The sequence below is a fragment of the Vaccinium witches'-broom phytoplasma str. VAC genome, from assembly GCF_000309405.1.
In the GTDB taxonomy this organism is placed as follows: Bacteria; Bacillota_I; Bacilli_A; order Acholeplasmatales; family Acholeplasmataceae; genus Phytoplasma.
The window spans coordinates 1-21,779 of sequence record NZ_AKIN01000001.1; the positions used below are offsets into that span (position 1 = coordinate 1).

The 21,779-nt window shown below is 30.2% G+C and carries 15 protein-coding genes and 1 pseudogene; 14 read left to right on the plus strand and 2 right to left on the minus strand.

Annotated elements, in window-relative coordinates; translation table 11 throughout:
* The first annotated feature begins 5 nt into the window (after nucleotides 1–5).
* The 11 genes from rplK (at nucleotide 6) to RI68_RS00055 (ending at nucleotide 15,285) form a co-directional block, all read left to right on the plus strand.
* Nucleotides 6–431 carry a 50S ribosomal protein L11 gene (gene rplK, locus RI68_RS00005; RefSeq protein WP_026071920.1) on the plus strand — a complete coding sequence of 142 codons (426 nt, stop codon included), beginning with the start codon at nucleotides 6–8 and terminating at the stop codon, nucleotides 429–431.
* 96 nt (nucleotides 432–527) lie between these two features.
* Nucleotides 528–1,217: a 50S ribosomal protein L1 gene (gene rplA, locus RI68_RS00010; RefSeq protein ID WP_017192544.1), complete on the plus strand. Its 690-nt coding sequence runs from the start codon at nucleotides 528–530 to the stop codon at nucleotides 1,215–1,217.
* A 69-nt stretch (nucleotides 1,218–1,286) separates the two neighbouring features.
* On the plus strand, nucleotides 1,287–1,772 hold the full coding sequence (rplJ, locus tag RI68_RS00015) for a 50S ribosomal protein L10 (protein ID WP_017193246.1): 486 nt from the start codon (nucleotides 1,287–1,289) through the stop codon (nucleotides 1,770–1,772).
* A gap of 47 nt (nucleotides 1,773–1,819) precedes the next feature.
* Complete coding sequence (gene rplL, locus RI68_RS00020; protein ID WP_017193247.1) at nucleotides 1,820–2,197, plus strand: 50S ribosomal protein L7/L12; 378 nt, start codon at nucleotides 1,820–1,822, stop codon at nucleotides 2,195–2,197.
* 164 nt (nucleotides 2,198–2,361) lie between these two features.
* A complete protein-coding gene (locus RI68_RS00025; RefSeq protein ID WP_026071921.1) occupies nucleotides 2,362–6,105 on the plus strand; it encodes a DNA-directed RNA polymerase subunit beta in 3,744 nt (1,247 codons plus the stop codon).
* Complete coding sequence (gene rpoC / locus RI68_RS00030) at nucleotides 6,086–10,405, plus strand: DNA-directed RNA polymerase subunit beta' (RefSeq protein ID WP_017193249.1); 4,320 nt, start codon at nucleotides 6,086–6,088, stop codon at nucleotides 10,403–10,405. The genes RI68_RS00025 and rpoC overlap by 20 nt, the downstream gene beginning before the upstream one ends.
* Nucleotides 10,406–10,533: 128 nt before the next feature.
* On the plus strand, nucleotides 10,534–10,953 hold the full coding sequence (gene rpsL / locus RI68_RS00035; protein ID WP_017192539.1) for a 30S ribosomal protein S12: 420 nt from the start codon (nucleotides 10,534–10,536) through the stop codon (nucleotides 10,951–10,953).
* A gap of 62 nt (nucleotides 10,954–11,015) precedes the next feature.
* Complete coding sequence (gene rpsG / locus RI68_RS00040; protein WP_017192538.1) at nucleotides 11,016–11,486, plus strand: 30S ribosomal protein S7; 471 nt, start codon at nucleotides 11,016–11,018, stop codon at nucleotides 11,484–11,486.
* Nucleotides 11,487–11,513: 27 nt separating this feature from the next.
* The gene (gene fusA, locus RI68_RS00045; RefSeq protein WP_017193250.1) at nucleotides 11,514–13,580 is read left to right on the plus strand and encodes an elongation factor G; all 2,067 of its coding nucleotides are present in this window, start codon (nucleotides 11,514–11,516) and stop codon (nucleotides 13,578–13,580) included.
* Between the two features lie 55 nt (nucleotides 13,581–13,635).
* A complete protein-coding gene (gene tuf, locus RI68_RS00050) occupies nucleotides 13,636–14,820 on the plus strand; it encodes an elongation factor Tu (protein WP_026071922.1) in 1,185 nt (394 codons plus the stop codon).
* Nucleotides 14,821–15,063: 243 nt separating this feature from the next.
* The gene (locus tag RI68_RS00055; protein ID WP_017193252.1) at nucleotides 15,064–15,285 is read left to right on the plus strand and encodes a hypothetical protein; all 222 of its coding nucleotides are present in this window, start codon (nucleotides 15,064–15,066) and stop codon (nucleotides 15,283–15,285) included.
* Nucleotides 15,286–15,298: 13 nt separating this feature from the next.
* Here RI68_RS00055 and RI68_RS04450 read toward each other — a convergent pair.
* Nucleotides 15,299–15,499, minus strand: a pseudogene (locus RI68_RS04450) (N-6 DNA methylase); the annotation flags it as partial.
* Between the two features lie 382 nt (nucleotides 15,500–15,881).
* Here RI68_RS04450 and RI68_RS00060 point away from each other — a divergent pair.
* The 3 genes from RI68_RS00060 (at nucleotide 15,882) to RI68_RS00070 (ending at nucleotide 19,642) form a co-directional block, all read left to right on the plus strand.
* Nucleotides 15,882–16,565, plus strand: coding sequence for a hypothetical protein (locus tag RI68_RS00060; RefSeq protein WP_017193253.1), 684 nt, complete (start codon nucleotides 15,882–15,884; stop codon nucleotides 16,563–16,565).
* Nucleotides 16,566–16,826: 261 nt separating this feature from the next.
* The gene (locus tag RI68_RS00065; RefSeq protein ID WP_017193254.1) at nucleotides 16,827–17,771 is read left to right on the plus strand and encodes a rhodanese-related sulfurtransferase; all 945 of its coding nucleotides are present in this window, start codon (nucleotides 16,827–16,829) and stop codon (nucleotides 17,769–17,771) included.
* 167 nt (nucleotides 17,772–17,938) lie between these two features.
* Nucleotides 17,939–19,642: an AAA family ATPase gene (locus RI68_RS00070; RefSeq protein ID WP_017193255.1), complete on the plus strand. Its 1,704-nt coding sequence runs from the start codon at nucleotides 17,939–17,941 to the stop codon at nucleotides 19,640–19,642.
* Nucleotides 19,643–19,928: 286 nt separating this feature from the next.
* On the opposite strand, the gene RI68_RS00075 is transcribed toward RI68_RS00070, so the two are convergent.
* Entirely contained in the window at nucleotides 19,929–21,653 is a 1,725-nt protein-coding gene (locus tag RI68_RS00075; protein ID WP_017193256.1) for a DEAD/DEAH box helicase, read from the minus strand.
* Nucleotides 21,654–21,779: the final 126 nt, after the last annotated feature.

The window sequence follows — 21,779 nt, forward strand, 5'->3', positions numbered from 1 at the left end:
ATAAAATGGCTAAAAAAGTTGTAAAAACTGTAAAACTTCAAATTCCTGCAGGGAAAGCGAATCCAGCTCCGCCAGTAGGTCCAGCTTTAGGTCAGGCTCAAGTAAATATTCCGTCTTTTTGTTCCAAGTTTAACGAAGCAACTAAAGATCAAATGGGTTTTGTTATTCCAGTGATTATTTCTGTTTACGATGATAGAAGTTTCACTTTTGTTACTAAAACTCCGCCAGCTAGTGATCTTTTAAAAAAAGCTGCTAATATCCAAAAAGGCTCTGCTAATTCTAGCAAAAGTAAAGTAGCAACCATTAAATACCAACAAATAGAAGAAATCGCTAAATTAAAAATGTCTGATTTAAATGCTTATACAGTTGACAGTGCTTGTAAAATAATAGAAGGTACTGCGCTTAATATGGGTATTGTAGTTGAAAAATAATTTGTTTCCCCTATTAGCGAAAACAAATTATTTTTAATGATTTTATTTTGAATAACGTCCTAGAAAGGTTTTAAATTTTACACAGGTTTTTTAAATATGAAAAGAAGTAAGAAATATTTAGCCATGCGTCAAATGATAGATTCTAAGAAATCTTATTCAGTTTCGCAAGCAGTTGATTTAGTTCAACAAACTCAATTAGTTAAATTTGATTCCACTGTTGAATGTGTTTTTTCTTTAAACCTTGACCCTAAAAAAGCAGAACAAAATATGCGCGGTGCTTTAGTATTGCCTCATGGTAGCGGTAAAAAGCTAAAAGTAGCTGTTCTAGCTAAAGGGATGAAAGTTAAAGAAGCTGAAGAAGCTGGTGCTGATATAGTAGGAGACCAAGAATTAGTGAATAAAATCGCTAAAAATTGGTTAGATTTTGATGTTTTAATTGCTACTCCTGAAATGATGCCAAGTGTGTCCAAATTAGGACGTGTTTTAGGTCCTAAAGGTTTAATGCCTAACCCTAAATTAGGGACAGTTACAGACAACTTAGCTCCTTTGATTAAAGATATTAAAAAAGGGAGAATAGAATATAGAGTTGATAAAAATGGTAATTTACACACTATTTTAGGAAAAACTTCTTTTAGTAAAGAACAATTATTGGAAAACGCTCAGTTTTTATACGAACATATAACTTCTGTGCGACCTAAAACAGTAAAAGGTAATTTTATCAAATCCATGACTCTTTCTTCTACGATGGCTCCTGGTGTTAGAGTTGATCATACTTTAATGAGTTAAAAAAACTTTTTTGAAAAAATATTTGTAGTGTACGATATATACAAATAAATAGAAAGGGATGAAAAAGATATGTTAAGACCTGTTATCGAACATAAAATAGAAAACGTTAACACTTTAACGGAAAAAATAAATAAATCTAAATTAGTGGTTTTATTTGAATATAAAGGTCTTAAAGTGAGTGATTTTACTCAATTAAGAGTACAATTAAGAGAATTTGGAAGCAATATCAAATTATATTCTAATAACATCATTAAAAGAACTTTTACTTCTGTTGATCATCAAGATTTAACTGATTTTAAAAACTCAAAAGCTTTATTATTTAGCGAAGATGACTTAATTTCACCGTTAAAGGTTTTATATGATTTTTCTAAAACAAATAAATTTGTTAAAATTTCTTCTGGACTTGTTGAAAATAAAATATATTCAGTCGAAATGATGCATGAGTTAGCTACTTTGCCTTCAAGAGAAGCATTGTTAACTATGTTAGCTTCAGGTATGTTAATGCCTTTAAAAGAATTATCCGTTGGATTAGATATTTTATCTAAAAAAGAATAATAAATATAAAATTGTTAAAATGATAACAAAAGAGAGGAATCAAACAAATGGCTAAATTAACTAAAGAGGTTTTTATTGAATCTTTAAAAGGGATGTCTTTATTAGAAATTAAAGAATTAGTAGATGGATTAAAAGAAGAGTTCGGAATTGATCCTTCTGCTTCATTAGTTGTAGCTGGTAATGGTGCTGACTCGGCTGCTGCAGTCGAAGAACAAACAGAATTCCAAGTTATTTTGAAAAACTTTGGTTCTAGCAAATTAGCTGTTATTAAAGCTATCCGTGAAATTACAAGTTTAGGATTAGCAGAAGCTAAAAAATTAACTGAAACACCTGATGCTGTTGTTAAAGAAAGTGTTAGCAAAGATGAAGCGGAAGAGATTAAAATTAAATTAGAAGAATTGGGCGCTAAAGTAGAATTAAAATAATATTCGTTAAAAAATATTATTAGTAAAAAACCTGAGAAAAAAATCTTAGGTTTTTTATTGTCTTTTGACTTATATTTTTTTTATCAGATAAAAGGATTATTTTAAGGATTTTATTTTATCTATTTTCTTTCGAAAAATGAATAAATGATGTATTGGAGTAAAAAATGAGCAGATATCGCAACGTTAAATATGGTAATAAAGTAGAACGACGCAACTATTCGAAAATGAAATATGACTTTCCTTTGCCTAATTTAATAGAAATTCAAAAGAATTCATTTAAAAAATTCTTAGAATCAGGTATTAAATCGGCTTTAGAAGATATTTTTCCCATCGAAAGTTATAATGGTGATTTAAAATTACATTTTGAAGATTTTTTTTTAGAAAAGCCAAAATTCGATATTAAAGAATCTAAAAACAGAGATTTCACTTATTCATCTGAATTGTTCGTCCACGTTAAATTAGAAAATGTTTTAACTAAAGAAGTGAAAAGATCACGTATCTTAATGACTGATTTGCCTTTAATCACTCCTTCAGGAACTTTTGTTATCAACGGGACTGAAAGAGTTGTTGTGGCGCAAATCATTCGTTCTTCTGGGGCTTATTTTTCTCAAAAATTTGATAATAAAACGAATAAAATGCTTTTTTTAGGTCAAATCATCCCTACTAGGGGAGCTTGGATAGAATTCGAACAAAGTAATAAAGATTTTTTATATGCTAAATTAGATCGTTCTAAAAAAATACCTTTAACTAAATTCATTCATACTTTAGGATTTAATTCGAGAGAAGAAATTGAAAATGTTTTTGGAAAAAACGAATTATTGGATTTAAGTTTTCAAAAAGACGAAGAATCTAATTCTAGTGATGCTATCGTGGAACTTTATTCAAAATTACATCAAGGGGAAAAAGTGCCTGCCAATGCAGCGAGAGAGTTCGTTAGAACGCGTTTATTCGATCGTAAAAAATACGATCTATCTTCTGTAGGTAGATATAAAATCAATAAAAAATTAGATGTTCTAAATAGAGTAGAAAACACTTTTTTAGCAAAAGATTTAAAAGATATAGATACTAATGAGATTTTATTCCCTAAAGGCACTCTTTTAACGCGTGATATCATCGAACAATTAAGACAAAAACGTCAATATTTACGTAAGGAATTGGTTAATTCTGAATATCATTTAGAAAACGAAATGACTAACGAATCCGCCATGACTTATAGAAAAAGCGAAACGGATGACAACTTATACGTTAAAGATAATATTTCTAATTTCCAGACAGGTGAAATATTAATTGAAGCTGATTCTATATTAAATGAGGAATTGATCGCTATTATAGAAGCGAATAAAGAAAAGATTGATGAAAAAATAGTTAAATTCTTTTTAGAAGGTCAAAACGTTGAAAAAAAAGAAAACGACGTTAAAAAAGTTTTTAACGAAGTTTTAGAAGTTTATTTTTTAGACGACAAAGAAAACAAAACTTTTGTGAAAATAATTGGCAATAACCAAGAAGAAAGATCAGAAAACATCGTTTTATCTGATATTATCGCTAGCATTAGTTATTACTTAAACTTGTATATGAATATCGGACATGTTGATGATATCGATTATTTAGGAAACAGAAGATTAAGATTAATAGATGAATTGTTAAAAAATCAATTCCGTATTGGCTTGACTAGATCAGAAAAAAACATTAAAGACCGTATGTCAATTAGTAAATTCGAATCTATCGCTCCTGGAGGGTTAGTTAACTTTTCTTCGCTTTCTATTGTTTTAAAAACTTTTTTTGGTAGTTCGCGTTTATCTCACTTTATGGATCAAATTAATCCTTTAGCCGAGTTAACCCAAAAAAGAAGAATTTCTGCTTTAGGAACGGACGGTATAGATCGTGACCGCGCTGGGGTTGAAGTAAGGGATGTTCATAACTCTTATTACGGACGTTTATGTCCGATTGAAACTCCTGAGGGGCCTTCTATAGGTTTAATTTCTTCTTTATCAACTTACGCCCAAGTAGATAAATACGGTTTTATTAAAACTCCTTTCTTTAGAGTTAAGCATGAAAACGGTGTTTCTCACGTAACTCAAGAATACGATTATTTAACAGCTATTCAAGAGGAAGAGCAAATCATTGCTTCAGCTTCTACACCTTTAGATGAAAATAACAATTTTAAAACTTTAAAAGTGATCGCAAGAAGAAACGGTGAAACAGGATTATTTGATGCTAATAAGATTACTTATATGGATGTTTCTCCGAAACAAATAGTTTCTGTAGCAACTTCTTCTATTCCTTTTTTAGAACATGATGATGCTTCTAGAGCTTTGATGGGCGCTAACATGCAACGCCAAGCGTTACCTTTATTAATTCCTAGATCTCCGATTGTTGCTACTGGCATTGAATACAGAATCGCCAAAGATTCAGGTTGCTTAATTGTGGCTGAAGAAAGTGGTATTGTGAAATACGTTGATGCTAAAAAAATAGTGATTAAAGAAGAATCAGGACAAGAACGTTCTTATGAATTAACAACTTTTGTTAAATCCAACCAAGATACTTTAATTTTACATAAACCTATCGTGGTTAGAGGCGAATATATTAAAAAAGGCAATCTTATCGTAGATGGTCCTTCAACTTACCAAGGTGAATTAGCTTTAGGTAGAAATGTAACGGTAGCTTTCATGACGTGGCACGGTTATAATTATGAAGATGCAATTATTATGTCTGAAAATTTAGTGCAAAACGATGTTTATACTTCTATTCATATTAACAAATACGAAATTCAAACTAGAGAATTGAAAAAAGGTTCTGGTAAAGAAGAAATCACTCGTGAAGTGCCCAACGTTAGCGCTGAAGCGGTTAAAAATTTAGACGAAAGAGGAATTATTATTCCTGGTTCTGAAGTGAAAGAGGGCGATATTTTAGTAGGTAAAATAATTCCTCAAGGAATTTTTGAACCGACGCCTTACGAAAAATTAATTCAAACGGTTATTGGAGAAAAAGCACGTGATTACAAAGATGCTTCTTTAAGATATCCTTGTGGAGATGGCGGTATTGTTCAAAGTGTACAATATTTTTCTATTAAAAATGGCGATCCTATTGCCAAACCAGGTGTGAACGAAATTGTCCGTATTTTTATTGCTAAAAAAAGAAAAATCAATGTCGGTGATAAAATGGCGGGATTACACGGAAATAAAGGGGTAATTTCCTTGATTTTACCTAAAGAAGATCTTCCTTATATGGCCGACGGTACTCCGATTGATATTATTTTAAATCCTTTAGGCGTGCCAAGTCGTATGAATATTGGGCAAATTTTAGAGATGCATTTAGGTATGGCAGCTAAAAAATTAAACATTAAAGTAGTAACACCTATTTTTGATGGCGTTAATAACCAAGATTTACAAAATATCATGGAAGAAGCTAATTTATCGCCTGATGGTAAAATGACTTTATACGACGGAAGAACAGGAGAACCTTATGATAATCCTGTGTCTGTAGGATCATTATATATGATTAAGTTATCTCATATGATCGATGATAAACTGCATGCTCGAAACGTAGGACCTTATACTTTGATAACTCAACAACCTATGGGAGGCAAAGCCCAAAACGGAGGACAAAGGTTTGGCGAGATGGAGGTTTGGAGTTTATATGCTTATGGTGCTGCTCACACTTTACAAGAAATTTTAACTGTGAAAAGTGATGATATTATCGGACGTAATAAAACCTATAATTCTATTACCAACGGATTACCGCTGCCAAAACCTTCTATTCCTGAAAGTTTTAGAGTTTTTTCAAAAGAATTACAATCTTTAGGTTTGCATGTGGAATTAATTAAATCTGACACTAAAGAGAACAAAGTTAATCATTCTTTAGTTAATAATAGTAAGGAAAAAAATATCAATGATAAATTTAAATGTTAAAATTGAAGAACTTTCTCTTTCGAAAAAAACTATTGAAGCGTTAAAATTAATCGGTGTTACTTCGTTATCTGATTTTAACAATTACACTTTAAAAGACCTCCACACTTTATTGCCACAAGAATTTTTATTTGAAACGATATTAATTTTAAAAGAGCACTATTTGCCTGAATCTTTAGAAAATTTAAATTTAAATCCAGATATTATTGAAGTTTTACATAGTAATAAAATTATGGATTGTCGTTCTTTAATTCAAACTAATAAATCCATGTTATTGCAGTTATTTCAAGACAAACAGGCTTGTTTAGAAGAAATTGAGTTAGTGTTTAGTTTATATAATGATGATTTTAACGATGATGAAGATGATGATTTAGAAGATATTGATTTTAGTGAAGATGATTTAGAAGAGGAAGAAGATTACGAACTAAATATCAAAAAAGAATTAGATGAAAATTTCAATCCTTTTTTAAATGAAGAAACCGCTTTAACAGATGTGGTCTCTTCTGGTTCTAAAAACTCTTCTTCTTCGGTTACTTTTAGTGTAGAAGGACAAACTGACTTTAAATCACAAAAAGAATACGGCAGTAGAGAATACGAATATTTTAAAATTCGTTTAGCTTCTCCGCATGAAATTAGACAATGGTCTTATGGAGAAATTGTTAATTACGAAACTATTAATTATCGTACGGCTAAACCGGAATTCGGTGGCTTATTTTGTCCGAAAATCTTTGGTCCTGTAAAAGATTTACAATGCGCTTGTGCCAAAAAACAAACCTTAAAAAAAGGTCAAACTTGTTCACGTTGTGGTATTGAAATTACTGAACAAAAAGTAAGACGTGAAAGAATGGGACATATTGAATTAGCAGCTCCTATTGTTCATACTTGGTATGTTAATAGTTTGCCAAGTAGATTAGCGATTTTATTAGGTATTAAAGCTAAAGAATTATCCGAAATCGTTTATTATGTTTCTTATATCGTTCTTGATCCAGGTAAAACTAATTTAGAAAAAAGACAAATTATTACAGAATTACAATATAGCCAATATTTAGAACTGTTTGGTAATGGATTTACCGCTTTAACCGGGGCAGAAGCGATTAAAAAATTATTAGAAGAACTTGATTTAGAGGAAAGTGTTGCAGAATTAAGAAAAATGTTGAAACAAGTCTCTAAACAAAAAAGAGATGTAATTATTAAAAGATTAGAAATTATCGAATCTTTCAGTAAATCTGATAATAAACCAGAATGGATGGTAATGGATGTTATTCCTGTTCTGCCTTCTGATTTAAGACCTATTGTTCCTTTAGATGGTGGACGTTTTGCAACGACCGATACTAATGATTTATACAGAAGAATTTTAAACCGTAATAATCGTTTGAAAAAACAAATTATTCAAAAAGCGCCAAGATTAATTATTAAAAACGAAAAAAGACTACTTCAAGAAGCGGTTGATGCTTTGTTTGATAATGTAAAAGTAAGTAAAAAAAATACTTCTAATGTGGAGAGAAACCGTCATTTGAAATCTTTATCCGAAATGTTGAGAGGGAAACAAGGGCGTTTCCGTCAAAATCTTTTAGGAAAAAGAGTGGATTATTCAGGTCGTTCAGTTATTATCGTTGGTCCTGATTTAAAAATCCACCAATGTGGTATTCCGAGACAAATGGCAGTCATTTTATTTAAACCTTTTATTTTAAACAAATTGCAAGAAGCTAAAGGAGTTGATAAAAAAAGCGCTAATTTGTTGTATGAAAAAATGAATGAATATGTTTGGAGCGTTTTAGAAGAAGTTGTTAAAGAACATCCGGTTTTATTAAACAGAGCTCCAACTTTACACCGTTTAGGAATACAAGCTTTTGAACCGAAGTTAATCGATGGTAAAGCAATTAGATTACATCCTTTAGTAACGCCAGCTTTTAATGCGGATTTTGATGGCGATCAAATGGCAGTTTATGTTCCTCTTTCTTTAGAAGCTCAAGCTGAAGCACGTTTATTAATGTTAGTGTCTAATAATATTTTAGACCCTAAAAACGGTAGCCCAGTTTTATCTCCTTCTCAAGATATGGTTTTAGGCAATTATTATTTAACTATTGAAGAGGTTAAAAATCGTACAGTAAAAGGTGTTAATCCTGAAAAACTGAATGAAGAACATCAATTAAAACACCGTAATGAAGGAAAATTATTTTATGATTTAAAAGAAGCCGAATTGGCTTTCCATAATAAAGTAATTTCTTTACATACAAGAATTTTAGTAAAAACGTCTAATATTGACTCTTATTTCTCCGAAACGCAAAAAGACAAGTATTTGGTTACAACTTTAGGGAAAATGATTTTTAACAATATTTTACCTAACGATTTTCCCTATGTTCAAGAACCTTCTTTATACAATTTAGAAGTAAGAACGCCAGATGTTTATTTCATTCCTAGAGGTGTTAATCCTTCCGATTATTTAACTAATATTAAACCACCTGAACCTTTCAAAAAAAGATTCCTTTCTATGGTAATTGACCAAGTATTTAAGAAAAGTAATATTACCGAAACTTCCAAAATGTTAGATGATATTAAAAACTTAGGTTTTAAATACTCTACAATGGGAGGGATTACTATTTCTCATTCAGATATTAACGTTTATTCTGAAAAAGAGGCTTTAATCGGCCAAGTAGAAAATAAAATTTTAGAAATAGAAAAATTTTATGATAAAGGTTTCTTGACTGTTTCAGAAAAAAAAGGCTTAGTAATTCAAGAATGGAAAAATGTTCGTGACGTGATCCAAGAAGGGTTAATGCAAGAATTCCACCAAGATAATCATTTATACATGATTAGCGATAGTGGAGCTCGTGGTAATGCTTCTAACTTCTCTCAGTTATCTGGGATGAGAGGATTAATGAATAGTCCAAAAGGAGAAGTATTAGAAATTCCTGTTAAAAGTTCTTTCAAAGAAGGGTTAACAGTGCATGAATTCTTTATTTCTACTCACGGAGCTCGTAAAGTTTCGACTGATACAGCTTTAAAAACAGCTGAATCCGGTTATTTAACTAGAAGATTGGTGGATGTAGCTCAAGATATCATTGTTATCAAAGAAGATTGTGGCAGCGACAAGGGCTTTAGCGTAGAAGCTATTACAAGAGACGAAAAAGAAATCATTTCTTTACCAGAAAGAATTTTTGGCCGTTTTACTTCAGAAGATATTATTCATCCAGAAACACAAGAAGTTATTTTAGCTAAAAACAAAATTATCACAAGAGAAATCATTAAAGTTATTTTAGAAGCTAATATCACTAAAGTTAAAATCAGAAGCGTTCTAACGTGTAATTGTGAATACGGTATTTGCACTAAATGTTATGGTTTAAATTTAGCGACTAATAAAAGTGTAGAAATAGGTGAAGCAGTTGGTGTAGTAGCGGCTCAATCTATTGGCGAACCGGGTACGCAGTTAACGATGAGGACCTTCCATACTGGTGGAGTTCTTTCGGTAGCAGATATTACGCAAGGTTTGCCGAGAATTCAAGAATTATTTGAAGCGAGAAAGCCAAAAGGCAAAGCTATTATTAGTGAATACGACGGTATGGTTAGAGACGTGAAAAACATTACTTCTTATTCTTACGAAATTATTATTGTTCCTGATAACAATCCGAACGAAGAATATATTTACACTGTTGATAGTAATGTGGATGTTATAGTGCAGAAAAATATGCATGTTGAAGCGGGACAAAGGTTAACTTCTGGTTCGGTTGATTTAAGAGAAATGTTAAGAGTAAGTAGTGTGAAAAAAACACAAAAATACATTTTAGAAGAAGTGCAAAAAGTTTATCAATCTCAAAGTGTTAATATTAGTGATAAACACATTGAGATTATCGTTCACCAAATGTTTAAACAAGTCTTAATTATCTCTGAAGGTGATACTCATTTCTTACCGGGATTAGAAGTCTCCATTAAAGAATTCAAACGAGTTAACGCCGAGATAATTAAACAAAACAAAACTTTAGCCGTAGGACGGCCGGTGTTATTAGGGATTACGAGAGCTTCGTTGAAAAGTGATTCTTTGCTTTCAGCAGCCTCTTTCCAAGAAACAACTAAAATTTTAATCGATGCAGCTATTAGAGGTCAAAAAGATAATTTATACGGGCTGAAAGAAAACGTTATCGTTGGTGGTTTGATTCCGGCGGGAACAGGTATTTTGGAAACATCTTATTTTGAGTACCCAATTCGCCAAGAGGTTAACCTAGAGGTTGAGTCAGACAATCTGGAAGAAAACCTTGAAGTAAAAACTCTTGAAGAGGAAAAAACATTACCAGAAGAAAGTATTTAATAAAAAAAGGTATATTTTTTCAAAAATAAAGTATAAAAAATATTGACTTTTATCATAAAAAAAGATAAAATAAGTTGTCTTATATTTATACTTTATAAAAAAAATAAAAAAAGGGGATTCATTTCGCGATGCCTACTGTTTCACAATTAATTAAAAAAAGAAGAAGCGATAAAGTTTCTAAATCTAAATCGCCTGCTTTAGGGTTTAGTTATAATAATTTAAAGAAAAAAACTAAAAACTACAATTCGCCTCAAAAATCAGGTGTTTGTATTAAAGTTTCTACTATGACGCCAAAAAAACCTAACTCCGCTTTAAGAAAGTTCGCTAGAGTACGTTTAAGTAATGGTTCTGAGGTAACAGCTTATATTCCTGGAGTAGGTCATTCTTTACAAGAACATAGTACTGTTTTAGTACGTGGAGGAAGAGTGAAAGATTTACCTGGTGTACGTTATCACATTGTAAGAGGAGCTTTGGATGCTACTGGTGTAGCTAATAGAAAACAAAGCCGTTCTAAATATGGATCTAAAAGAGTTGTAGCTAAAAAATAAGCATTATTTTGATTAAAAAAATGTTCAGATAAAAAAATAACGAAAGAAATAAAGGTACATATATGTCTCGTAAAAGAAGTGCTCGAAAAAGAGAAGTTTCACCAGATCCAATTTATAATTCTAAATTAGTAACTAAAATTATTAATACGATTATGAAAAGTGGTAAAAAAGGAACAGCTCAATCTATTTTATACGGTGCATTAGATCGTGTAAAAGAAATGACTCAGAGAGAACCGATTGATGTTTTCAATGAAGCTTTAAATAATATTATGCCTATTTTAGAAGTACGTACACGTACAATAGGAAGCCAAAACTATCAAGTTCCTTCAGAGGTTCGTGCAGAAAGACGTCAATCTTTAGGTTTAAGATGGTTAATTCAATATGCTCAAAAACGTAGTGAAAAAACTATGGAAGAAAAACTAGCTAAGGAAATAGTTGAAGCCGCTTCTGGCACTGGTTTATCAGTGAAAAAAAGAGAAGATACACATCGTATGGCTGAAGCTAATAAAGCTTTCGCTCATTATCGTTGGTAATCGGAATAAGTAAGGAAAATTATACTAATGGGACGTCAATTTAAACTAGAAAAAATTCGTAATATCGGTATTATGGCTCATATTGATGCTGGTAAAACAACAACAACTGAAAGAATATTATTTCATACAGGTAAGATTCATAAAATAGGCGAAACACACGATGGTGCTTCGCAAATGGACTGGATGGCACAAGAACAAGAAAGAGGAATTACTATTACCTCTGCCGCTACAACAACTTTTTGGAAAGATCATCAAATTCAAATAATTGATACTCCGGGACACGTTGATTTTACAGTGGAAGTTTCTCGTTCTTTAAGAGTTTTAGATGGTGCAATAGTGGTAATTGATGCTCAAGCAGGAGTGGAACCGCAAACAGAAACAGTTTGGCGTCAAGCGACTGAATATAAAGTGCCAAGAATTATTTTCGTTAATAAAATGGATAAAGTGGGAGCTGATTATGCTTACGCTATTGAAACTTTGAAAAAACGCTTAGGCGTGAAAGCTTGTGCTATCCAATGGCCTATCGGTAAAGAAAATAATTTCACCGGTTTAATCGATTTAATCGAGATGAAAGCTTTCGAATATGACGGTTCACCGTCAGAAAACGCTAAAGAAATAGAAATACCTGAATATTTGAAAGAAACTGCTTTATTAAAAAGAGAAGAATTAATTGAAATTTTAGCAGATTTTGATGATGAATTAATGACAATGTTTTTTGATGAACAAAAAATTACAACAGACATGTTAAAAAGAATCATCAGAAAAGCAACTTTAGATGTTAAATTCTTCCCTGTTTTATGCGGTTCTGCTTTTAAAAATAAAGGTATTTTAAAAACTTTAGACGCTGTTATTGATTATTTACCTTCTCCGTCTGATGTGCCTTCTATTACTGGTAAAGATGCTGATGGTAACGAAATAGTTCGTAAAACTTCTGATGATGAACCTTTCACAGCTTTAGCTTTTAAAATTATGACTGATCCTTTTGTAGGGCGTTTAACTTTTTTAAGAGTCTATTCAGGTACCGTTAAAACAGGAACTTATATTAAGAATACTGTGAAAAACGTGAAAGAACGTGTAGGACGTTTGTTGCAAATGCACGCTAATGATAGAGAAGAGATTCAAGAAGCTAGTGCTGGTGATATTGTGGCTGTAGTAGGATTGAAAAATACTATTACAGGACACACTTTAACAGCTGAAAATGATTTTGTAATCTTAGAATCAATGAATTTCCCTGAGCCAGTTATTGAGATTGCAGTTGAACCAAAAACTAAAAATGATCAAGATAAAATTGTTTTTGCTTTAGGAAAATTAGCAGAAGAAGATCCAACTTTTAAAGTTTATATTAACCACGAAACAGCTCAAACTATTATTGCTGGTATGGGTGAGCTTCATTTAGACATTATTATGGATCGTTTAAGAAGAGAATTCAAAATCCAAGCTAATGTGGCGCAACCTCAAGTTTCTTATCGTGAGACTTTAACTAAAGAAACGCAAACAGAAGGTAAATTCATTCGTCAATCTGGCGGACGTGGGCAATACGGGCATGTTTGTATGACTTTTGAGCCAAATCCTGGTAAAGGGTTTGAGTTTGTTAATAAAATTGTGGGTGGTTCTGTTCCGCGTGAATATATCCCTTCAGTTAAAAAAGGATTAGAAGAATCTTTATCTGGCGGTATTTTAGCCGGTTATCCTTTCATTGATGTTAAAGCAACTTTAACAGATGGTTCTTACCATGATGTCGATTCATCAGAGATGGCCTTCAAAATCGCTGCTTCTATAGCTTTAAAAGAAACTAAAAACAATGGTGGTCTTGTTATTTTAGAACCTATTATGAATGTGGAAATCATAACACCGAATGAATATGTTGGTAATGTAATTGGCGATTTGACTTCCAGAAGAGGTAGAATAGAAACACAAGAAAACCGTGGTAACACAATCGCGATTAAAGCTTTGGTACCTTTATCAGAAATGTTTGGTTACGCGACTAATTTGCGTTCCAACACTCAAGGTAGAGCTAATTTCGTAATGCAATTTGCTAAATATGAAAAAACACCAAAAAGTATTACGGAAAATATTATTAAAGAACGTAGTTAATTTCTCAAAATATTTATTAAAAAATAAAAAATTCAAAAAAGGAGGCCTTAATAAAATGGCTACTAAAGTTTTTAACAGAAATAAAACACACGTTAATGTAGGAACTGTTGGTCACGTTGATCATGGTAAAACTACTTTAACAGCTGCAATTACTTCTTATTTATCTACAAAAGGATTAGCAGATAAACAAAGTTACGATCAAATCGATAAAGCGCCTGAAGAAAAAGAACGTGGTATCACTATTAGTACTTCTCACGTAGAATACGAAACAGAAAAAAGACACTATGCTCACGTAGATTGTCCTGGACATGCCGATTACATTAAAAATATGATTACTGGCGCTGCTCAAATGGATGCTGGTATTTTGGTAATTTCTGCTGTTGACGGAATTATGCCCCAAACAGAAGAACATATCTTATTAGCTAAACAAGTAGGTGTTCCTAAATTATTAGTTTTCATCAATAAATGTGATGTTGTTGCTGATGAAGAACTTTTAGAATTAGTAGAAATCGAAATTAGAGAATTATTAAATAAACATGGCTTTTTAGGTGACGAAGTTCCTATCGTTAGAGGATCTGCTTTAAAAGCGGTTGAAGGTGACCCTAAATATTTAGAGAAAATCCAAGAATTACTTGACTTTTTAGACACTTACGTAGAAGACCCGGTTCGTGAAATTAACAAACCTTTCTTAATGCCGATAGAAGATGTTTTCACTATTACAGGTAGAGGAACTGTTACTACTGGACGTGTTGAAAGAGGAATGTTTAAGGTTGGTGAAGAAGTAGAAATAGTTGGAATTAGAGAAACTAAAAAAGCTGTTGTTACAGGTTTAGAAATGTTTAGAAAATCTTTAGACACAGCGCAAGCTGGTGACAACGTAGGGGTTTTATTGCGTGGTGTTTCTCGTGAAGACGTAGAACGTGGACAAGTTTTAGTTAAGCCTGGCAGTGTTAAACCACATTCTAAGTTCTTAGCGCAAATTTATGTTCTTACAGCTAAAGAAAACGGAAGAACTACTCCTTTCGGTACTAATTACCGTCCTCAATTCTACTTAAGAACTACTGACGTTACTGGTGTTATCGAATTACAAGATGATGTTAAAATTGTAATGCCTGGTGATTTAGCCGAAGTTACAGTTACTTTAATTAATCCAATTGCTATGGAAGAAGGAACTAAATTTTCTGTTCGCGAAGGCGGACGTACTGTTGGAGCAGGTTCGGTAATTAAAATTCTTGAATAATTTCGTCCACTTCTTAAAAAAAAGACTATCAAAGTCTTTTTTTATTTATACGGATTTTTTGCTAGTTCTTCTTTTTGAGGGTTAAAAATGAGTGTTTAATTATTGCCTAAAAAAAGTTTATTTATGATAATTCAGCAGGAAATATGATAAAATAATAATAAATTGTATAATTAAAATTTTACATTATACTTTTTTATCAACTGAAAAAAAATTAGAAAAACAGAAATAAATAAGGAGATAAATATGTTTTTAAAAACCTTTTTTTTCATTAAATTATTGGCTTATTTTCCGATAGAAAGAGAAGGGCGTACGGATAGCACTTGGCTAGAAGAAGAAAATCAAGAGTATAAAAGTGTCTTATGGAAATTAGCTTTCATTTTTTTTGGGATGATGATTGTGTGGTGCATGTTGATTATTTTTTTAATATTTTCTTCTGTTAAAACGTTTTTTTACCTTCTTTATTGAATTCTTTTTAAACGTCAATAAATAAAATACCACCCTTGTTTATACTGTATTTTTTAAATACTAAAATAGACGTCGAAATAGAAGTTCCGAAAAATAAATTAGCTGGTAAACCGATTACAGTGTCTAAATAATTTTTTTCTATTAAAGTTTTTCTAATTTCTAGTTCGCTACCACCGTGGAATAAAACGCCATGTGGTAAAACAATAGCTAAAACGTCATCTTCTGCTAAAGTATGAACCCCTTATATATCAAGAAATGATTTATATAAATTTAGTGTTCGACTTGCTCCTTTCCTCCAAGAAAAAAACAAAATAACTCATTTCTTATCCTTAATGGATGAAAAAATAGAGTCCCAAAATAAAATAATTAAGAATTTAGAATCCTTCAAAAAGAGTTTAATCAATTAAAAACACAATGCCTTTCCTTTTATCTAATCTAAACTACCAAAAATACCTTTTCCCTCCTTTAAACCATTTATCAAAAATAATTAGCTCTTTTATATATTTAATCATTTTCCCATATTTGTTATGATAAAATTAAATTGATATTGAAAAAAATAATTTCATTTAATATTGTTCAAATTCAAAGAGGTAACAATGGTTAAACAACAGACAGGAAAATTTGTTTTACGTAAAATAATTATTATTTCTATTTTTATTTCAATGTCTATAATGTTGGATTATTTTCAAAAATGGTTTTTACCTTTTTTAACTTTACCTTTTGGAGGACAAATTTTTAAATTATCTTTTCTTGTTTTATTTTTATCAGGTTTCGTTTTAGGTTTTAAAAACGGTTTAATGGTCAATTGTTTTTACACTTTATTCCATTTATTAAAAAGTTATGCTTATATCATCAGCACTAAAGAAGTTTATCAATTGGGATGTTTTTATTTTTTCTTAACTTTACTTTTTGATTACCTTATTTATGATTTATCAGTTAGTTTATCAGGTCTTTTTTATAAAAACGATTTTAACCAGTTAAAAAATAAAAAAACTATTTTAATCAGTTTGTTTACAGTAGTCTTTTCCAGAATTTTAAGCACTTCTCTTTCTACTTATTTTGTTTATTTTCAAAGAATCAACCCTTCGCAAAAAGATTTGTTTTTATGGCGTTTTTTATACAGTTTAAAAGAAAAGGGACAAGCTTGGGAATTTTGTTTATTTTTTAGCTCTTTTTTATTTATAATTTATTATGTTATCGGCAGTATATTAATTATTTTTTTAGCTCCTAAATTAGAATATGTTTTAGAAAAATATTCTTTAGAAAAAATTAACTTCTAAGTAAAAGAAGAGCATAGAGGGGAAGAAATGAGTCATATTCAATGGCTCATTTCCGTTTTAGAACTCTTTTAAGAAAGTACTTGAAATCTTTTAAGAGTTCTTCTTTTGAATAAGAGATAGAAAAGAAAGAAAATTAATATATTTTTTTAGTAAAAATGAGTTAAAACGATTTATAATATATTTAGTTATGACATTTAAAAATTTTTATTTTTCACTTAAAATATTTTTAAAAAGTTATTCACAAGATAGGAATTGCAATTTATGGCCGAAAAAAAACCTTATTTAGTTATTTTATTTTATAATTATTCACATATTGAAGACCCTGAATCTTTTCAAAAAAGTCATTTAAACTTTTGTCAAAAATTAGGGCTTTTAGGGAGAATTATTGTTTCTCATGAAGGTATTAATGGTACTTTATCAGGTTTAGAAAAAGATATTAACACTTATATGGCTGATTTAGCACAAGATCCGCGCTTCTCAGAAACAGAATTTAAAATAGAGCCTTCTGATAAACATGTTTTCCCTCGTCTTTCGGTAAAACATAAAGAAGAAATTGTGGCTTTAAAATTAAAAGACGATATTTCTTTAAAAGAAAAAGCGAATAATTATTTAAAACCTAAAGAATTTTATCAATTATTACAAAAAAAAGATGTAGTAGTGTTGGATGTTCGTAATGATTATGAATATAATATAGGACATTTTAAAAACGCTATTAACCCTAATGTTCGTAATTTCCGTGATTTACCTAAATGGGCTGAACAAAACATCTCTTTATTGAAAGATAAAAAAGTTTTGACTTATTGTACTGGCGGAGTGCGTTGTGAAAAAATGTCCGCTTTTTTAAAGCAAAAAGGGGTAGAAGAAGTTTACCAATTAGAAGGCGGTATTGTTAAATACGGTCAAGACGAAGAGGTTCAAGGCAAATTATTTGACGGTCAAGTTTATGTTTTTGACGAAAGAATAGCGACTAAAGTAAATCAACACGAACACGTTATCGTGGGTAAAGATTATTTTGACCAAAAACCATGTGAAAGATATATTAACTGCGCTAATCCAAGTTGTAACGTACAAATTTTATGCAGCGAAGAGAACGAACATAAATATTTAGGCAGTTGTTCGAAAGAATGTCGAAAACATCCTAAAAATCGTTATGTCATCAAACATAATGTTGATATCAATCAAAAAGAATATAAATCAATTTTATAATAATTATTTTAAAAAGAATTAAGTCATCAAAATTGTTCTTTTTTTGTTAAAATATTTTAGACTTTATTAAAAAAATGTTTTCAAAAAGAAATTAATATTTATAAAAATTCAAACAGTGACGCATTTTTTTATTAAACAATAAAATTTAAAAGGATTTTATTACATTTATGACACAAAATTTTAACAATTTTGATGAGTTTTTGCATTTTGAGCAAAACCATCCTAACAAAAATATTCATAAAAAGAAAGATTGGCTCAACATTATCAAAAATATCACTAGCATCTTATTGAATGTTTTGTTAATTATCGGTGTTTTTTACTTAATAACAAAATCAATGTTGGGCGATATTGAGGCGAATAAAGAAGAAAATTCATGGGCTAAAGATAAATTGATAACAACTTATTATAAAACATTTAAAGATTTTTATGGTTATGCAAATGAAAAAAACGAATTAAAAAAATTAGTGGAATATGCTAAAAATACTAAAAAAGGCGAAGTAGAAAGAGGAGTTATACTTTATGGACCACCAGGAACAGGTAAGACTTTTTTGGCAAAAACTTTAGCAGGAGAACTTAAAGATATAAGTTCTATTTATTCTGCAACTGGTTCAGATTTTGTCGAAAAATACGTTGGAGTAGGAGCTTCTCGAATTAGAAATCTTTTTAAAACAGCGAAAGAAAAAGCGATTAAAGACAATAATAACACTTATTTTATTTTTATTGATGAAATAGAAACCATCGGTAGAGCAAGAAGTAAAAGTGATGATAATAATCATTCAGAACATGAATCTACTTTAAACGCTTTATTAGCCAATTTAGACGGTTTTAATAAAAATAAAAACGAACCACAAGCCATTATTATTGGGGCTACTAATAGATTTGACCTTTTAGACGATGCTTTAACCAGACAAGGTCGCTTAGGCAAACACATATATATGGGTTTGCCGGATTTAAAAACTACTGAAAAATTATTAGAAGGTAGTTTAAAAAGGCATGGTTTGAAAATGTTTTCCCAAGAAAACAAACAAAGTCTAGATCAAAGAATTAAAGAAATTGCCGAAACAATTCATCTATTCGGTTTCAGTGCGGCTCAAATTGATTCACTAGCTAAAAAAGCTAAAGAACTTGAAAATGAAAAGAAAAAAATTGCATCTTCAGAAGTTGCTAATGAAGAAATATATAATTTAATGGACGAAGTTCTTTTAGGTCCTATTTCTACAAATGAATTAAACGAAGAAGATAAAGTAAGAGTTGCTATCCATGAAATGGGGCATGCTATATTAGCTCATAAATTAGATCGTAAAGTTGTTCGTGTAACTATCGAACCTAGAGGACAAGCTGACGGTTATACTTTGATTTTACCTAAAAAAGCGAGTAATTTTCCTACTAAAAAAGATTTAGAAAAAAGCATTCAAATATCATTAGGAGGAAGAATTGCAGAAGAATTTTTTTACGGAGACGGACAGTTTAGCGTAGGAGCTAGCGATGATTATAAAAAAGCTTATTCATTAGCGTCTCAAATGGTGACGAAATACGGAATGTTACCTGATTCTAATGCTTCAAGTTCTAGCAACAAAATACCTTTAATGGTTTTTAATTCTAAAATGGATTCTGAAACGCAAAAATTGATTAAACAAATAGTGAACCATTCTTATGATGAAGCTTTAAAATTGTTTGATGAAGCTTTAAAATTGTTTAAAAGTTCCATATCGTCTCCCGAAAATTTAAAAGGTAAGGGGCAGCAAGACTTAATTGAAAAAATAACTGGAAAAACTTTACCTTCAAATGATAAATTGTTAAATGTCATAAACCAGCTTTACAAAGATAGAAAAATTTACGAAAAAGATATGAAAAAATTATTTATTATGTGATCAAATATGTGATCAAAAATAGTAAAAAAATCTAAAAATAAAAAATCTATTAAAACTAAACTAAATCACATTAGATATATTTATAATAAAAAGACAAAACTTTCTATCAATTCTAAGTTTTGTCTTTTTTTGTTTTAGATAAAAATATTTTTTTGATAAATAAATCAAAAGAGCAAAAAAAATCCTCCTTAATGAAATAAAAAAACCAATTTGTTATAAAAAAACAAATTGGTTTAAATATTGAGATAAAATAAAATCTTTTAGTAAATTAGAAGAGAGTTTATTATTATCTATGTTGAATTTGTAAAAGTTTTTTCTCGTAATAAACATTGTCTTTAGATTGAACTTGTTTAACAAAACGATCAGCAATTTCAAAAACAGTTTTATTAGAAAGATGTTTGATGTTTCCGATATTTTTGCCATAAATGTTAAATTTATCGTTTAAAATTTTTAAAAATACTGGTGGATTAATTCCGTCTTCTCTGCCTAAATTAATAGTTAATTCGGTCATTTGGTCTCTACCGTCAAATCTACCAAATTTATTATTATTGGAGAAGTTAGAATTACTTTTCCTGCCGTAATTTTCTCTTCTGTTGTCGGATCCATAACTGTTAGAATTGTTGAATCTGTTAAAGTTGTTATTTCTGTAATTGTTACGAGTGTTTTGGTAACTTGAAAAACCACCGAATGATTTTGGTTCAGCTATTTCTTCATATTTTTTACTTTTAGGCATTAAGTGACTTAATAAATTGTTAATAATTGTTTTGTCATCGAATTTTTCTAATAAAGCTTCTGTTAAAGTTGCTGCTTTATTGTTTTCTTCTGGGTTTTGTTCTATTAATTCAAAAATTTTAGTTTCAAATAATTTATTTTGTTCTTGTTTAATTTCTTCTATTGAAGGGATATTAACAGCAGTTATTTTTTCTTTTAAATAATTTTCTAATTTTTTTAATTGAGAAACTTGTTGAACGCTTATTAAACTGTAAGCAACACCTTTTTTACCGGCTCTACCGGTTCTACCAATTCTGTGTACGTATACTTCGTCTTCATACGGTAAATCAAAGTTAATAACCATTTTAATGTCATCAATATCTAATCCTCTAGCGGCTACATCGGTAGCGACCAAGATTTTAATATTTTTTTTACGGAAACTATTCATTACGTGTTGTCTTTGGTTTTGTTTTAAATCGCCGTGAATAGCGTCAGCTAAAAAATCTCTTTCTTGTAAGTAAGATAAGATATTATCAACATCTTTTTTCGTATTAGCAAAAATAATTGCTGATTCAGGATTTTTTTGATCTAAAAGACGAACTAAAAGTTTACTTTTGTCAAAATGTTTAACAATAAAATAAAATTGTTCAATAGATTTAACAGCGATATTTTGTTGTAAAACTTTTAATACTTTAGGGTTGTTTTGGTATTTAGAAGCTATTTTCTTAATGGAAAAAGGCAAAGTAGCTGAAAATAAAGCTGTTTGTTTTTCTTTAGGAATTTGGCTTAAAATAGTTTCTAAAGCATCTTGAAAACCCATTTTTAACATTTCATCAGCTTCATCAAGAATTAAAATTTTAACTGCTGATAAATCAACTTTTTTTCTATCTAAAAGATCGATCATTCTACCTGGAGTAGCGATAATGATTTGCGGCTTTAAATCAAGTTGATGGAATTGTTTAATGTAAGATTCTCCACCGTAAACTACTGCTGTTCTAATTTCTCTGTGAAATTTTAATAATTTTTTAATTTCTTGAGAAACTTGCAAAGCTAACTCTCTTGTAGGGCACAATATTAAAGATTGTGTTTTATCTAATTTTGGGTCTATTTTTTCAATGGTAGGGATGCCGAAAGCGAAAGTTTTCCCTGTTCCGGTTTGAGATTGAACAATAATGTCATTCCCTTGTATCATTTCTGGTATTGCCATAACTTGAACCGATGTAGGAGTTGAAAAATTTAACTCTTCTAAAGCTTTTTCTGTTTGTGGCAATAAATTTAAATCTGTGAATAATATACTCATTTTTTTCCTCTATTTCTATTAATAATAATTTTTCTATTTAATAAAAAAATTTTATTTTCCTAAGAAATATAATATACCCTACTTTAGTTGAGTATAGAATTATCTTTCATTATAATCGCAAAGATC